Origin of the sequence: Methylobacterium sp. J-068, from assembly GCF_022829445.1 — a bacterium.
Lineage (GTDB): Bacteria > Pseudomonadota > Alphaproteobacteria > Rhizobiales > Beijerinckiaceae > Methylobacterium.
This window is the reverse complement of record NZ_JAKSXY010000049.1, coordinates 15,780-31,420: the sequence shown is the minus strand read 5'-3', so window position 1 is coordinate 31,420 and position 15,641 is coordinate 15,780. Positions and strand designations below refer to the sequence as shown.

Genomic DNA, 15,641 nt, shown 5'->3' with positions numbered 1-15,641 from the left:
CCTCGGCGCGGCGCTGCCGGCGCATGGCTCGTGGCCGCCCCGGCGATCTTCCTCAAGGCCGAACGGGCTCTGATCGGATCGGACCCGCGACGACGCCGCTGCTGGACAGCGCCGCGCCGGGCATGGAAGCCTCGCGACCGGTGCGCGGAACGGGCGCGCGGAACAGGCGAAAGACACCCGGCGACCATGCAGGCCTATCACACCCTCGCGGGCCGCTTCGCCCGCCTCGGCGCCCTCAACGATGCCGCCGGCATCCTGAGCTGGGACCGGCAGACGCTGATGCCCGCCGGCGCGGCGGAAGGGCGTGCCGAGCAGATCGCGCAGCTCTCCGTCATCGCCCACGAGATCCTGACCGCGCCGGAAACCCGCGACCTGATCGATCGGTCCCGTGACGCGGGCGAGGGCCTCGGCGCCTGGGAGCGGGCGAACCTGCGCGAGATGCGCCGGGCCTACCTGCACGCATCGGCCGTCCCCGCCGATCTGGTGGAAGCCCGCTCCAAGGCGTCGTCCCGGTCCGGAATGATCTGGCGGGAGGCCCGCGCCAACGCCGATTTCGCGCAGCTCGCGCCCGCGCTCGCCGAGACCCTGCGCCTGGAGCGCGAGGTCGGCGCCGCGAAGGGCGCGGCCCTGGGGCTGGATCCGTACGATGCGCTCCTCGACGGCTACGATCCCGGCATGCGGCGCGCGACCATCGACCCGCTCTTCGCGCGCCTGCGCGACGTGCTGCCGGGTCTGATCGAGCGGGTGCGCGCCCGTCAGGCCGAGGGCCCGGCCGTCCTGCCTCTGCCCGGTCCGTTTCCCGTGGCGGCGCAGGAGGCGGTCGGACGAGGCCTGATGCGGGCGGTGGGCTTCGATTCCGAGCGGGGGCGGCTCGACGTGAGCCTGCATCCCTTCTGCGGCGGGGCCACGGACGACGTGCGGATCACCACCCGCTACGATCCCGCCGACGTCTCCGGCGCCCTGATGGGCGTGCTGCACGAGACCGGGCATGCCCTCTACGAACAGGGTCTCCCCGCCGCGTGGCGTCACCAGCCGGTCGGCGCCGCCAGGGGCATGACCCTGCACGAGAGCCAGTCGCTGCTCGTCGAGATGCAGGCCTGCCGTTCGGCCGAATTCTGCGCCTATCTCGCACCGATCCTGCGGGAGTCCTTCGGCGGGACGGGCCCGGCCTGGAGCGCGGACAACCTGCGGCGTCTCTACACCCGGGTCGAGCCGGGCTTCATCCGGGTCGATGCCGACGAGGTGACGTACCCGGCCCATATCCTGCTGCGCTATCGCCTGGAGACGGCGATGATCGCCGGCGACCTCGACGTCGCCGACCTGCCCGGTGCCTTCGACGACGGAATGCGCGACCTCCTCGGGATCACGGTGCCCGACGACCGGCGGGGCTGCCTGCAGGACATCCACTGGCCCGATGGAAGCTTCGGCTACTTTCCGACCTATACGCTCGGCGCCATGGCGGCCGCCCAGTTGTTCCACGCCGCCCGCACCCGGGTTCCCGACCTCCTGACCGGCCTCGCGGCCGGGGATTTCGCCCCCTTGCGCGCGTGGCTGCGGGACGCCGTCCACGCGCGCGGCAGCCTGCTCGAGACCGACGACCTCCTCGTCGCGGCCACCGGCAAGCCGCTCGGCGCGGAGGATTTTCTGAGCCATCTGGAGCGCCGCTACCTCGGCGAATCCTGAGGCGGCGCGCGGCCGCGGGATTGCATGTCGGGCGGCAACACCCTAACGCAGCCGCCCCTTCCCCACGGATTTCTGACGATCATGGCGGCCTGCGGCCTCGATTTCGGCACCTCGAACACCACGCTCGGCCTCGTCACGGGCCAGCGCCCGCGACTCGTGCCGCTGGAGGGCCGACACGTCACGATCCCGAGCGCGATCTTCTTCCCCCCGGGTCAGGCTCCCTTCGTCGGGCGCGCGGCCATGGCCGAGTACGTGGAGGGCACGCCGGGGCGGCTGATGCGCAGCCTCAAGTCGGTCCTGGGGTCCTCGCTCCTGGAGGAGACGACGCCGGTGGGCCGCGAGCGCATCAAGTTCCGCGACGTCATCGGGCGCTACCTCGCCGCCGTGAAGGCGCGGGCCGAGACCGAGACGGGCCAACCCCTGGAGACCGTGGTGCATGGCCGCCCGGTCCACTTCGTCGACGGTGACCCGGAGGGCGATACGCGGGCCGAGGACGCCTTGCGGGAGATCGCGACCGGCATCGGCTTCCGACACGTCTCGTTCCAGTTCGAGCCGATCGCCGCCGCCCTCGATTACGAGCAGCAGGTGCGCGCCGAGGAGATCGCCCTCATCGCCGATATCGGCGGCGGCACCTCCGACTTCTCGATCGTGCGCCTGTCGCCCGAGCGCCACGCGAAGGCCGAGCGCGGCGACGATATCCTGGCCAATGACGGCGTGCGCATCGGCGGGACGGATTTCGACCGCCGCCTCAGCCTGGGGACCGTGATGCCGCTGCTCGGCCTCGGCAGCGCGATGAACCGGGGCGATCTCGACGTGCCCACGGGCTATTTCCACGACCTCGCCACCTGGTCGAGCATCAACCGACTCTACAACGGCAAGACCCTTCGGGAGATCGAGGAGGTGCGCCGCGATGCGCGGCGCCCCGACCTGCTGGCGCGGCTCTCCACCGTGGTGGAGGCCGAGCGCGGCCACTCGCTCGCCATGGAGGTGGAGGACGCCAAGATCGCGACCTCGGAGGAGGGGCAGGGCCGGGTCGATCTCGACTGGGTCGAGGCCGGGCTCGCCGCCGCGATCGACCGCGCGGGCCTCGTCACCCACACGGACGAGCTCGCCCGCCGCATCGCGGAGCGGATCGGGCGCTGCCTGTCCCAGGCGGGTCTGGGGCCTGAGCGGATCGACGCGCTGTTCCTCACCGGCGGCTCGACGGGACTGCCCCATGTCCGCGCCGCGCTCACCGCCTGCGTGCCCCAGGCCCGCGTCGTCGACGGGGACACCTTCGGCTCGGTCGGGACGGGGCTGACCATCGAGGCCGCCCGCCGCGCGGCCTGATCCGGCGGAAAACGCCAGGGGCGACAGGAACCTGCCGCGCACGCGCTTTGTCGCGGAGCGGACGGGTGTTACGAGCAGGCCATGACCACACGACCACCATCACGCGGCGGCTCCGGGCGCAAGGGCGCGGGACCGAGCCGCAGCGGCCCACCCGGTAGAGCCGGCCGTCCGGGCAAGCCCGGGACCTTCAAGCGTCCCGAGCGCGAGCGCACCGGCCCGCGCACCAGCGCCCTCGACGCCGCCCAGCGCGCCGCGCAGGGGCGGGGGGAGGCGGCCAAGCACGCTCCCTGGCGTCCGGGGCAGGAGCCGCGCGATCGGGAGGCGCACGACGAGCAGGACGCGCTCACGCGGGCCCCGGCCGAGGCCTTCGACGAAGCGCCGCGCCGGGCCCGCCGCCCGCGGGCGGAACGGCCGGACGCGGCCGAGGCGCCGCGTCCGCGCCGCGCCGATGCGGGGCCCCGTGTCGCCGCGCCCGTCGCCGAAGGCCCGACCCGGCGCGAGCAGCGCGCGTCGGCCTCCGCCACCCTGGCCTCCGGCGTCCAGACGCTGATCGTGGAGGAGGACGAGGCCGGGATGCGGATCGACCGCTTCCTCACCACGCGCTTCCCGCAGCTGCCCTTCACCCGCGTCCAGAGCATCGTGCGCAAGGGCGAGCTTCGGGTCGACGGCAAGCGCGCCAAGCCCAACGACCGGCTGGAGCCGGGCATGAGCGTGCGCGTGCCCCCCCTGAAGCTCGACGCCCTCGCCGAGCGCCCGCGCTCGGCCGCGCGCGACGCCACGGATGCCGACTTCATCCGCTCGCTGATCCTCTACGAGGATGCCGAGATGATGATTCTCAACAAGCCCTTCGGCCTGGCGGTCCAGGGCGGCTCCGGAACCGTGCGCCACGTCGACGGCCTGCTCGAAGCCCTGACCGGCAAGGACGGCCAGAAGCCGCGCCTCGTCCACCGTCTCGACAAGGACACCGCCGGCTGCCTCATCGTGGCCAAGACCCGGCTCGCCGCCGCGACGCTGGCCAAGAGCTTCCGCTCGCGCTCGGCCCGCAAGGTCTACTGGGCGCTGACCGCCGGGGTGCCGCGCGTGGCCCAGGGGCGCATCTCCACCTACCTCGCCAAGGAGGAGCCCACCGACGCCGATGCGCGCATGCGGGTCGCCAAGCACGGCGACGAGGGCGCCGCGCACGCGTTGACCTACTACGCCATGGTCGACAACGCGGCGCAGAAGCTGTCCTGGCTGTCGCTGAAGCCGGTCACGGGGCGCACGCACCAGCTGCGCGCGCACGCCGCCCATATCGGCCACCCCATCGTGGGCGACCCGAAATATTTCAGTATCGAGAACTGGGAGCTGCCCGGCGGCATCCAGAACCGCCTCCATCTGCTCGCACGCAGAATCGTGATCCCGCATCCGCGAACCGGCAAACCCGTGGACGTCACGGCCCCGCTTCCGCCGCATATGGCGCAGAGCTGGAACCTGCTCGGATTCGATGCCTCCCGATACGATCCGATCGTCGAGGCGCCGGAAGCCTGAGCGCGCCGCCTTCCCGGAAGCGGCACCCGACCGGACAGGACGGCGCGGGTGTTCGGGCTTGCACCTTGGCAAGCGCCCGCCATGCTTTATCCTCTCCACCACATCCCCGACGGCTCGCCGCCGCCGGCCAAGGACCGTCGCGCCACGATGCATCGAGACACGATCCTGAAGCCCGCGACCGTGGCGGGCCTTGCGCTTCTCGCCCTGGCGGTGCTCACCGGACATCCGTCCGTCGGGAGTTCGGCGCTGGCGCAGGCAGCCCCGCCGGCACAGGCACCGGCGGTCCAGGCCCGGCCGCAACCCGCGCCCGCCGCCGCGCAGCCGCAGGCACCCCGTATCCCGGCGGCGGGCACGTCCGGCGGACGCGGCGCGGCCCAGGTCGGCCGGTCGCGCCGGCCCTCCTATGCCGCCTGCAACCGCATCTCGCACGCGCGGAACCTGCGGGGCGGTGCCCGACGCCGGTTCCTGGTGCGCTGCAAGCTCGGCTACGATCGGCCTCGCGCGGGCCAGCCCCAAGCGGCTCCGGCCCGCCAGCCATGAGGCGCGCGCGCCCGTGAAGCTCATCGTCTTCGATGTCGACGGAACCCTCGTCGACAGCCAGCACCTCATCGTGGCGGCGCAGGGCATGGCCTTCGCCGAGCACGGCCTGACGGCGCCGAGCCGGACGGAATCGCTCTCGGTGGTGGGGCTGTCCCTGCCCCAGGCGTTCCGGCGCCTCGTGGGCGAGGACGGGCCGATCGAGGGCCTGTCGGAGAGCTACAAGCGCGCCTTCAACATCCTGCGCCTCGATCCGAACTACGAGGAGCCGCTCTTTCCCGGCATGGGCGACCTGGTGGCGCGCCTCCACGCGCGCGACGACGTGCGGCTCGGCATCGCCACCGGCAAGGCGCGGCGCGGGGTCGACCGCCTGATCGAGAGCCACGGCTGGGACGGCTGGTTCGCGACCACGCAGAGCGCCGACGACGCGCCGTCGAAGCCGGACCCGGCGATGCTGAGACAGGCCATGGCGGAGACCGGCATCGAGCCCGGCGCCACGGTGATGATCGGCGACACCACCTACGACATGGCGATGGCGGTGAGCGCGGGCGTCGCGGCGGTGGGGGTGGGGTGGGGCTACCATCCGACGGGCGCGCTGTTCGGCGCGGGCGCCTCCATCGTGGTGGACAACGCCGTCGACCTCGGCGCGCTGTTCCCCGAGGCCGCCGGCAACGCGGTGTCGCCCGCCTGATCGGGACGACCGGCGCGCCTCGCAGCTCCCCTCCCGATGCCCTATCTGGTTCCTCATGAGCGACGATCCGACATCCGACTGGCTTGGCGCGGCCGCGAGCCCCGAAGCCCCCGATCCCACCCGCGCGGCACGCGGTCCCGGCCGTCCCGCCCTCCCCAAGCGATTCTACGGCGAGGCCGGATTCGCCCCGCAGGCCGAAGGCTTTCGCCTGACCCTCGACGGACGGCCCGCCAACACGCCGGCCCGCAACCCGCTCGCCCTGCCGACGCGGGGCCTGGCCGAGGCCGTGGCCGCGGAATGGGCGGCGCAGGTCGCGGTCATCGACCCGGCGACGATGCCGCTGACGCGGCTCGCCAACACCGCCATCGACGGCGTGGCCCCCCGTCGCGCGGCCGTGGTGGACGATCTCTCGGCCTATGCGGGCACCGATCTCCTGGCCTACCGCGCCGGCGATCCGGACCGGCTGGTGACGGCGCAGGCCGAGGCCTGGGACCCGGTTCTGGACTGGGCGCGCGAAACCCTGGGCGCCCGCTTCATCCTGGGCGAGGGCGTGATGCACGTCACCCAACCCGACACCACCGTGGCGGCCCTGCGCCAGGGAATCGAGGCGACCGAGGGTCCGTTCCGGCTGGCGGCCCTTCACACCATGACGACGCTCACGGGATCGTTGGTGCTCGCCTTCGCCACCCTCCACGGTCACCTGACGCCGCGGGACGCCTGGGTGGCGGCCCACGTGGACGAGACCTATCAGGCGAGCGTCTGGGGGGGCGACGCCGAGGCTGAGGCGCGCCATGCCCTGCGTCGGGCCGAGTTCGAAGCCGCCGCACACTTGGCCGCACTGGCCCGTTAAATCCATTTTCGCCGAATGCGGCCCGTGCTAAGGGCGGTTCAAATCGCGACCGCCAAGGTTTCTGCGCCGAGGTTCCTGCGTCAAGGTTCCGGCGAAGGTTCGTGCGCGGCGCGGCGTCATCTCTCATTCGGAAGCCCACCGCGCATGAAGGACATTCTCGAGAAACTGGAAGAGCGGCGCGCCCAGGCCCGCCTCGGCGGCGGTGAGAACCGCGTCGTCGCTCAGCACAAGCGTGGCAAGCTCACGGCGCGCGAGCGCATCGAACTCCTCCTCGACCACGGATCGTTCGAGGAATTCGACATGTTCGTGCAGCACCGCTCCACCGATTTCGGGATGGAGAAGCAGAAGATTCCCGGCGACGGCGTCGTCACCGGCTGGGGCACCATCAACGGCCGCACCGTCTTCCTGTTCTCCAAGGACTTCACGGTCTTCGGAGGTTCGCTCTCGGAGTCGCACGCCGCCAAGATCGTCAAGGTCCAGGACATGGCCCTGAAGATGCGCGCGCCGATCATCGGCATCTTCGACGCCGGCGGCGCGCGCATCCAGGAGGGCGTCGCCGCGCTCGGCGGCTACGGCGAGGTCTTCCGCCGCAACGTCGCGGCCTCCGGCGTCATCCCGCAGATCTCCGTCATCATGGGGCCGTGCGCGGGCGGCGACGTCTACTCGCCGGCCATGACAGACTTCATCTTCATGGTCCGCGACACGAGCTACATGTTCGTCACCGGCCCGGACGTGGTGAAGACGGTGACCAACGAGGTCGTCACGGCGGAAGAACTCGGCGGCGCCAAGGTCCACACCACCAAGTCGTCCATCGCCGACGGTGCGTTCGAGAACGACGTCGAGGCGCTCCTGCAGATCCGCCGCCTCGTCGACTTCCTGCCCGCCAACAACATCGACGGCGTGCCGGAGATCGAAAGCTTCGACGATCCGCTGCGCCTCGACATGAGCCTCGACACGCTGATCCCGGACAACCCGAACAAGCCCTACGACATGGGCGAGCTGATCCGGCGCGTGGCCGACGAGGGCGACTTCTTCGAGATCCAGGCGACCTACGCCCGCAACATCATGACCGGCTTCGGCCGCATCGAGGGCCGCACCGTCGGCTTCGTCGCCAACCAGCCGATGGTGCTGGCCGGCGTGCTCGATTCCGACGCCTCCCGCAAGGCCGCGCGCTTCGTGCGCTACTGCGACGCGTTCTCGATCCCGATCGTCACCTTCGTGGACGTTCCGGGCTTCCTGCCGGGCACGGCGCAGGAATATGGCGGCCTGATCAAGCACGGCGCCAAGCTGCTGTTCGCCTATTCCCAGGCCACCGTACCGCTGGTGACGATCATCACCCGCAAGGCCTTCGGCGGCGCCTACGACGTGATGGCCTCCAAGCACGTCGGCGCCGACCTCAACTACGCCTGGCCCACGGCCCAGATCGCCGTGATGGGCGCCAAGGGCGCGGTGGAGATCATCTTCCGCAGCGAGATCGGCGACGCGGACAAGATCGCCGAGCGCACCAGCGAGTACGAGGACCGCTTCCTCTCGCCCTTCGTGGCGGCCGAGCGCGGCTACATCGACGAGGTGATCATGCCTCACTCCACCCGCAAGCGGATCGCGCGGGCGCTGGGCATGCTGCGCACCAAGGAGATGGAGCAGCCCTGGAAGAAGCACGACAACATCCCGCTCTGAGCGCGGATTGCGGGCCGGCGCATCGGTGCGCCGGCCCGACGAACATTCCGGTGGCCCTTTTCCCGAAGGCTGCCATGATCCGCGTCCCGATCACGGGAGGAGACACATCATGGCGACCGAACAGAAACGTGGAAGTCGCGAGGCCAAGAAGCCGAAGAAGGCCGTCCCGAAGACGAACGCATCGGCTCCCTCCACCAAGGGCGCGGTCGTGGCGGCCCCGAAGGCCGGCAAGAAGTAGGATTTCCCGTCAGGGCCGGCGCGCAGCCCTCGGCTGTCGCCCGGCTCACGGGGTTCAGCCGCGGAGGATCCTGGTCCGCTCGACGGTCTTGCCGGTGGATTCGGCATCGCCCCCCAGTTCCAGCAGCACGATCTCGGGCGGGACGCCGAGGCGCACCGGAATGCGGCTGACGCCGAAGCCTCCGGAGACGATCATGTGCTGGCCTTTGCGCACCACGTGGCCATAGGCGAAGTCGTTGCCGCGCACGGACGGGATCACCGGCGAATAGCCGAACAGGCGGATCTGGCCGCCATGGGTATGCCCCGCCAGCGTCAGGGACACCCGCCCGGGCACGTCGAGGAACAGGTCGGGCTCGTGAATCATGAGCAGGATCGGCGCGGAATCCGTCACCTTGGCGAGCGTACCGGGAAGATCGTCCAGGCCCTCGTCGTACCCCTGCATCAGGAAGGGGATCTGATCGCCGACGCCGGCGATCCAGAACGGCTTACCGTCCTTCACGAGACGGAGCGCATCGTTCTCCATCACGGGAATGCCCACATTCTCCAGGGCCCGCCGGGCCGCGACGGGGCCGGCCAAGCGCATCTGGGCCTCCTGATCGTCCCACCAATCGTGATTGCCGAGGATGGAGTAGACGCCGAGCGGCGCCCGGAGCGGCGCCACCACGCGGGCGAAATCGGTCAGCGGCACCTTGCGGTAGGTCACGCTCGGCCCGGCGGGATAATCGCCCAGCATCAGGATGAGATCGGGCTTCAGCGCGTTCGTGGCGTCGACGATCTCGGCGATCCGGTCGAGCGGCATGAAGGGCTCGCCGACGTGGAAATCCGCCAGCACGGCCACGCGCAGGGACAGGCCGGGTGTCCAGTGCGGCAGGACGGGTGCGTAGCGCGTCACGACGAGGCGATAGAGCGGCTCGATGCCGAAGGCATAGACCCCTGTCGAGCCGGCGACGGCGGCACTCGCTCCGAGCCCCGTGAGGAACTGCCGGCGGCTCGGCAGAATCAGCATCGTCAGGATCCTTGATCGCGCGAAGCGCGCAGCGCCTTCCTCGTCACCAATGGTGACCAAATCGAGGAGGACGCCCCGCACCCGTGGAGCGATAGGCCCGAGGCATTGAGGAAGGGCTACCGGGACCGTCGAAACACCGGCCGATCCCGCCGGCCCGCCGATCGGTGCTCAGGACACCGGGGTGTCCTCGTGCTCGAAACGGTCCGAATGCGTGCTGCTCAGGAGCGTGGTCCGCGTCGATTTGCGCGCCGTCGTGGTGGCATGGACGGCCGCGGCAAGGGCAGGAAGCGCCACGGGGCGAAGCGTCTCCGCACAATGATCGACGATGATCGTCGATCGATTGGATCGTTGCGTCGGCCGTGAAGTCTGTTGACGGGGGTGCATGACACGAAGTCCTTACCAACGCTCGACATGGTATACTTAAGCGCTCTGCCCAGTTCATAACCATGCGCATCTTCCGGGCACCTGCCGGTTTCACCCGGATGCTCGTCGAGCGACATTCCCATCATAGAGCCGCGACTAACCTGAATGAAAGCTTAATTCCCTCACGATCCGTTGAAGGCGTCATCCTGAACCGCTCCACGACAACTGATCGAGGCGTGAACTGAATACGCATTGCATTGCGAAGACATGATGCAGCGCGAATACTACCTTCGCGCTGCACGCGCGGCCGACCCTCGGTGCCGCCCGTCAGCGCGCGGGCGGCGCGGCCTGGAGGCCCTGCTCGGCGATCCAGGCCTGCGTCCGGTCCAGGGCGCGGGTCAGCCGGTCGAACAGCGTGTCGATCTCGTTCGGCGCGATCACCAGGGGCGGGCACACGGCGATCCGGTCCCCGGCGAGGAAGCGTACGATCAGCCCCTCTCCTTGCGCGAACGCGACGCAACGGGCCGCGACCCCGGCCTTCGGCTCGTATTGCCGCCGCGACGCCTTGTCGGCGACGATCTCGAGGCCGCCGATGAGGCCGATCCCGCGCGCTTCACCCACAAGGGGGTGCTGGCCGAGGGCCGAAAGCCGCGCCTGGAATTGCGGCGCCTTCTCGGCGACCCCCTCGATGATCCGGTCGCGCTTGTAGATCGCGATGGTCTTGAGAGCGACGGCGCAGGCCACCGGATGCCCCGAATAGGTGGTGCCGTGGCCGAAGGTGCCGAGCTTGGCGCTCTGCTGCACCATCAGGCGATACAGGGGCTCGTCCACCGAGACGCCGCCCAGCGGCAGGTATCCGGAGGTCAGCGCCTTGGCGAAGGACAGGCTGTCGGGCCGCAATCCCATCGCCTCGGAGCCGAACCAGGTGCCGAGGCGCCCGAAGCCGCAGATCACCTCGTCGGCGATGAAGCGGACGTCGTGCCGGTCGAGAACGGCCTGGATCTTGGCGTAGTAGCCGGCGGGCGGCAGGATCGCCCCGCCGGCGCCCAGCACGGGTTCGGCGATGAAGGCCGCCACCGTGTCGGGCCCCTCCCGCAGGATCACGGCCTCCAGTTCGGCGGCGAGCCGCGTGGTGAAGGCCTCCTCGCTCTCGCCCTCGAGGCCAAAGCGGTAATGGTGCGGGCAGCCCACGTGCAGGAAGCCCGGCAGCGGCAGGTCCCAATCGGCGTGGTTGGCGGGCAGCCCCGTCATCGAGGCGGTGGCCACCGTGACGCCGTGGTAGCCCTTGATGTGCGAGAGGATCTTCTTCTTTTTCGGGCGCCCGAGGGCGTTGTTCATGTACCAGGTGAGCTTGACCTGGGTGTCGTTGGCCTCCGAGCCCGAGGAGGTGAAGAAGATCTTCGAGGTGGGAACCGGCATCAGTTCCTTGAGCGTCTCGGCGAGTTCGATCGCCGGGTCGTGGCTGCGCCCCGAGAACAGGTGCGTGAAGGGCAGGCGCGCCATCTGCTCGCTGGCCGCCTCCACCAGTTCCTCGTTCGAGTAGCCCAGGGCCGTGCACCAGAGCCCCGCCATGCCCTCGAGGTAGGGCCGGCCGTCGCTGTCATAGACCCAGACGCCGTGCCCGCGCTCCAGCACCAGGGGGCCCGTCTCGCGGAAGGTCTCCAGGTTCGTGTAGGGGTGGATCAGGGTTTCGACGTCGCGGGTCGCGAGGTTCGAGAGCATATTTTTGCCTGACGGTTGGCCGATGGCCGCATGCGGCGGTACGCGACTGTAACGAGGGGCGCCCACCGTATAAACCCGCGCGACGTCGCAACCGGATTCGAAGCCATGCTCGACCCCGCAACCATCGTGGCCCATCCGGCACCCGGCCGCGCCTGCGGAACCTGCACGCTCTGCTGCAAGGTCTACGACGTGCCCGCCGTGGAGAGCGTCGCCGGGCAATGGTGCCGGCACACGAAGCAGGGCAGGGGCTGCGCCATTCACGCCACGCGGCCCGACCATTGCCGCGCCTTCCATTGCCTCTGGATGACGGAGGCCTGGCTCGGGCCGGACTGGAAGCCCGAGCGCGCCAAGATGGTCCTGAGCCTCGATCCGGTCTCGCGGCACATGAACGTGCAGGTCGATCCCGGCCAGCCGAACGCCTGGCGGCGGGAGCCGTATTACACCCAGCTGAAGCGCTGGGCGGCCTCCTCCCTGGCCCAGAAACGCCACGTCCTCGTCCACCTCAACAAGGCCACCACGGTCGTGCTGCCCGACCGGGACGTGGCGCTCGGCGTGTTCGAGCCCGGCGACCGCATGGTGGCGCGCGAGCGCATGACGCCGCAGGGCGTCGTCATCGAGGTCGAGAAGGTCCGCGATGCGGCCTGAGACCCTCGGAGAGACGATCCGCGGCATCCTGTTCGACAAGGACGGGACGCTCGTCGATTTCGACCGGACCTGGGGCCCGGCGGCCTATTCGGTGATGACCGACCTCGCGCGCGGAGACCGGGCGCGCCTGGAAGCCCTGATGCGGGTGAGCCACTACGTCGAGGCCGAGCGCCGCTTCGCGCCGACCTCCCCGCTGATCGCCGGCTCCTCGGCGGGCTACGGCCCGCTCTGGGCCGAGGTGCTGGATCGCCCGGCCGGCCCGGACCTCTATGCCGAGATGGACGCCTTGTTCCGGGCCGCCGGCCTCGACTCGCTGAGGCCGATCGGCGCGCCGGCCGACCTCGCCGCCCGGCTGGTCGGGGGCGGCTACGTCCTGGGCATCGCCACCAACGACGCGGAGGCCTCGGCACGGGCACAATGCGCGGCTCTCGGACTCGCGCCGCATTGTGGCTTCGTGGTGGGTTACGATTCCGGCCACGGCGCCAAGCCGCGTCCCGGCATGGTCACGGCCTTCGCCGAGCATCTCGGCGTCCCTCCGAAGCGGATCGCGATGGTGGGGGATTCGCCCTACGACCTCGTCGCGGCCCGCGCGGCCGGCGCGATCGCGATCGCCGTCCTGAGCGGGCCGCTGGGCTCGGCGGCACGGTGCGAGATGGCGCCGCTCGCCGACCACGTTCTCGATTCCGCCGCGGACCTGCCGGCCCTGCTCGGGCTCTAACCCTCCGCCTCCGGGCGCGGCGGCTCGCGCGCCAGGTCGCGCCATTTCAGGACCAGCCGCTCGAAATCCGCGATGTCGTCGGCGGGAAGCCGCCCGAGGGTCCGGGCCACGTAGGCTTTCTGGGCCGCGATCCCGCGCGTCGCGAGGTCGGTGCCCGGAGCGGTGAGGTGGAGGGCGTGCGAGCGCCGGTCACCCGGAATCGGGCGCCGCTCGACGAGACCCGCCTCCACGAGGCGATCGATCAGCCCCGAGACGTTGCCCTTCGTGACGTAGAGGCGGGCCGCGAGGTCCTGCTGCGTCATGCCCTCGCGCTCGGTCAGCGTCGAGAGCGCATCGAATTGCGGGATCGAGAGGCCGAGCCCCCGCAACTCCCCCGCCATCGCGGCGGTGACGCGGCGGTTGAGGCGTATGAAGCGGAACCAGACCCGCAGCGGATCGGCGGCCTCGTCGGACATCGGGGAGGGTGCGGGCATCGTGAGCGCCGCTATAGCAGACTCGGGCAGCCGCCCGGAAGCAGGCGGCGGACATCGCGCCGACCGGTCACAAGGCCGTGCGTTCGGGACGCCATGCCACACCGCAGGCGATGCCCATGCGGCCCCGGTTCGGAGGCGCCTGTCCGACGCCGGACGGGCGCCGGAGCGCGAACACGGCCTCGGGATTGCTGCGCCGGATGGATGGCGCCGAGGGGCGCGGATCGGTACAGCTTCCTGCACGAGGCTCCGCCGCTCATCCGGACAGCGAATTTCATCCCAGCATGCGCCGTCTGCCCTACGAAGATCCCGTCACGCGCGCCGGCCCGGTCTCGCGGACCCTCGCGATCCTGGCGCTGCTCGTCACCCTGATGGCTCTGGTCCTGGTGCGCGATCCGCGCGCCGAGGCCGGCCCGGCCCTGGCAACCCTGGGCGCCGGCTTGATGCTGGCCGTGATGGCCATAGGCCTCGCCCTGGTGGCCTTCGTCCGCGTCTGGCGCGAGGGCGCGCGCGGCCTCGGAGCGGCGCTGGCCGGCCTGTTCCTGGCGAGCCTGATCCTCGCCTATCCGGCCTTCGCGGCGCTGCGCGGCCTGGCCCTGCCGGCCATCGCGGACGTGACCACCGACACCGAGAATCCACCCGCCTTCTCGCGCTCGCGCGCCGCCTTCGCGGCCCGGGAGGGCCGCTACCCGCCCGATCCGGGACCGGCGGCCCGCGCGGCCCAGCGCGCGGCCTATCCGCAGATCGCCCCCCTCACGCTCGATCTCGATGCGGACGAGGCGTTCGAACTCGCACGCAAGGCGGCGGTGAACCGGCGCTGGCAGATCGTCGAGGCGATCCGTCCCGGTGGCCGCATCGGGAACGGACGCATCGAGGCGGTGTCCCGTGGCCCCGTGCTGAACCTCGCCGACGACGTCACGGTGCGGGTTCGTCCCCGGGCGGACGGGGCGCGCATCGATGTCCGCTCCGCCTCCCGCCTCGGCACGCGCGACCTCGGCAGCAACGCCGACCGGATCCGGGCCTATCTCGACGAGGTCGCCAACCTTGCCATCGCGGTGAAGTGAGGCCGAGTCATGCCAAATCCGGCTGATCCCTTCGGGATGGCGGATCTGGGCTTCGCTCAGGCGGGCTCGTAGCGGCCGTCGAGCCGGGCCGGCCCGTCGCTCAGGACGAGGCCACGCTCCACCAGATCCTCCAGATGCGCGAAGACCGAGAGGGCGGCCGCGCCCCGCAGGGCCGGATCGAGGCCCTGATAGATGGCGGCGACGATGGCGCCGATGTCCCGGTCGCCCGCCTCGATCCGGGCGCGGATCGAAGTCTCACGCTGGCGGCGATGGGAAGCGAGGCCGCGCACGAAGCGCTGCGGATCGCGCACCGGACCGCCATGGCCCGGCCAGTAGACCACCTCCCGGCGGCTCCGCAGCTTGTCGAGCGAGGCCATGTAGGCGCGCATCGAGCCATCGGGCGGGGCGACGATGCTCGTGGACCAGGCCATGACGTGGTCACCCGAGAACAGGGCCTCCTCCTCGCGCAGCGCGAAGGCGAGATGGTTCATGGTATGGCCGGGCGTCTCCACGGCCTCCAGGGTCCAGCCGGCGCCCGAGACGACCTCACCCTCGCGCAGGGCGCGGTCGGGGCGGTGATCGCGGTCGGCGCTGGCGTCGAGGTGCGGAAACTCCCCCTGCGTGAGGGCCCGCGCGGCGCGATGCGGTCCGCAGCCGACGATCGGCGCGCCGGTGCGGGCCTGGAGCAGGCGCGCACCCGGCGAATGATCGCGATGCGTGTGCGTGACCACGATGGCGCCGATGCGGGCACCGGCGCAGGCCGCGATCAGCTCGGCGATGTGGCCCGCATCGTCCGGACCGGGATCGACGATCGCCACGTCCTCTGTCCCGACGATGTAGGTGCAGGTTCCGCTCGCCGTGAAGGGACCGGCATTCGGCGCGATCCGCCTGCGAACCAGGGGCGAAAGCCGAACGGTCTCCCCATTGGAAGGAGCCGCCCCGTCGAAGACGGGATCTGTCCGTGTCTCGCTCATGCCGAATCCGGGCGTCCTTCGCTGGGCGTCCGTCGGCCTCGGAGCCATCCCCGACCCCATCGCATCGGGCCGGCCTCCCTGAGCTCTCGTTCCGACGCGCGCGCTTTCGACGAACCGGTGTCGATTGCGCCGGTCTGCGCTCTAGGCC

At 71.0% G+C, this 15,641-nt stretch carries 15 protein-coding genes; 11 read left to right on the top strand and 4 right to left on the bottom strand.

Annotated elements, in window-relative coordinates; translation table 11 throughout:
* Positions 1-186: 186 nt before the first annotated feature.
* From MKK54_RS05205 to MKK54_RS24485, 8 genes are all read left to right on the top strand, one after another.
* Positions 187-1,683: a carboxypeptidase M32 gene (locus MKK54_RS05205; protein ID WP_244009644.1), complete on the top strand. Its 1,497-nt coding sequence runs from the start codon at positions 187-189 to the stop codon at positions 1,681-1,683.
* A gap of 81 nt (positions 1,684-1,764) precedes the next feature.
* Positions 1,765-3,012 (top strand): Hsp70 family protein, encoded by a 1,248-nt coding sequence (locus tag MKK54_RS05200; protein ID WP_244009802.1) that lies wholly within the window; start codon positions 1,765-1,767, stop codon positions 3,010-3,012.
* 81 nt (positions 3,013-3,093) lie between these two features.
* Entirely contained in the window at positions 3,094-4,539 is a 1,446-nt protein-coding gene (locus MKK54_RS05195) for an RluA family pseudouridine synthase (RefSeq protein WP_244009643.1), read from the top strand.
* Positions 4,540-4,620: 81 nt separating this feature from the next.
* Positions 4,621-5,079: a hypothetical protein gene (locus MKK54_RS05190; RefSeq protein WP_244009642.1), complete on the top strand. Its 459-nt coding sequence runs from the start codon at positions 4,621-4,623 to the stop codon at positions 5,077-5,079.
* 13 nt (positions 5,080-5,092) lie between these two features.
* The gene (locus MKK54_RS05185) at positions 5,093-5,767 is read left to right on the top strand and encodes an HAD-IA family hydrolase (protein WP_244009641.1); all 675 of its coding nucleotides are present in this window, start codon (positions 5,093-5,095) and stop codon (positions 5,765-5,767) included.
* A gap of 55 nt (positions 5,768-5,822) precedes the next feature.
* Entirely contained in the window at positions 5,823-6,617 is a 795-nt protein-coding gene (locus MKK54_RS05180) for an ATP12 family chaperone protein (RefSeq protein WP_244009640.1), read from the top strand.
* Between the two features lie 144 nt (positions 6,618-6,761).
* Complete coding sequence (locus tag MKK54_RS05175) at positions 6,762-8,294, top strand: acyl-CoA carboxylase subunit beta (RefSeq protein ID WP_244009639.1); 1,533 nt, start codon at positions 6,762-6,764, stop codon at positions 8,292-8,294.
* Between the two features lie 109 nt (positions 8,295-8,403).
* The gene (locus MKK54_RS24485; RefSeq protein WP_279597185.1) at positions 8,404-8,532 is read left to right on the top strand and encodes a hypothetical protein; all 129 of its coding nucleotides are present in this window, start codon (positions 8,404-8,406) and stop codon (positions 8,530-8,532) included.
* A gap of 54 nt (positions 8,533-8,586) precedes the next feature.
* On the opposite strand, the gene MKK54_RS05170 is transcribed toward MKK54_RS24485, so the two are convergent.
* Both MKK54_RS05170 and MKK54_RS05165 read right to left on the bottom strand, forming a co-directional pair.
* A complete protein-coding gene (locus MKK54_RS05170; RefSeq protein WP_244009637.1) occupies positions 8,587-9,537 on the bottom strand; it encodes a metallophosphoesterase in 951 nt (316 codons plus the stop codon).
* 690 nt (positions 9,538-10,227) lie between these two features.
* Positions 10,228-11,622 carry an aminotransferase gene (locus MKK54_RS05165; RefSeq protein WP_244009636.1) on the bottom strand — a complete coding sequence of 465 codons (1,395 nt, stop codon included), beginning with the start codon at positions 11,620-11,622 and terminating at the stop codon, positions 10,228-10,230.
* 105 nt (positions 11,623-11,727) lie between these two features.
* Here MKK54_RS05165 and MKK54_RS05160 point away from each other — a divergent pair, with 105 nt between their 5' ends.
* A complete protein-coding gene (locus MKK54_RS05160) occupies positions 11,728-12,267 on the top strand; it encodes a hypothetical protein (protein WP_244009635.1) in 540 nt (179 codons plus the stop codon).
* A complete protein-coding gene (locus MKK54_RS05155; RefSeq protein WP_244009633.1) occupies positions 12,257-12,985 on the top strand; it encodes an HAD family hydrolase in 729 nt (242 codons plus the stop codon). Before MKK54_RS05160 ends, MKK54_RS05155 begins: the two co-directional genes overlap by 11 nt.
* Here the strand turns inward: MKK54_RS05155 and MKK54_RS05150 are convergent.
* The gene (locus tag MKK54_RS05150) at positions 12,982-13,458 is read right to left on the bottom strand and encodes a MarR family winged helix-turn-helix transcriptional regulator (RefSeq protein WP_244009631.1); all 477 of its coding nucleotides are present in this window, start codon (positions 13,456-13,458) and stop codon (positions 12,982-12,984) included. The genes MKK54_RS05155 and MKK54_RS05150 overlap by 4 nt on opposite strands.
* 281 nt (positions 13,459-13,739) lie before the next feature.
* On the opposite strand from MKK54_RS05150, the gene MKK54_RS05145 reads away from it, so the two are divergent.
* On the top strand, positions 13,740-14,519 hold the full coding sequence (locus MKK54_RS05145; protein WP_244009630.1) for a DUF1499 domain-containing protein: 780 nt from the start codon (positions 13,740-13,742) through the stop codon (positions 14,517-14,519).
* Positions 14,520-14,575: 56 nt separating this feature from the next.
* On the opposite strand, the gene MKK54_RS05140 is transcribed toward MKK54_RS05145, so the two are convergent.
* Positions 14,576-15,493: an MBL fold metallo-hydrolase gene (locus MKK54_RS05140; RefSeq protein WP_244009629.1), complete on the bottom strand. Its 918-nt coding sequence runs from the start codon at positions 15,491-15,493 to the stop codon at positions 14,576-14,578.
* Between the last annotated feature and the right edge of the window lie 148 nt (positions 15,494-15,641).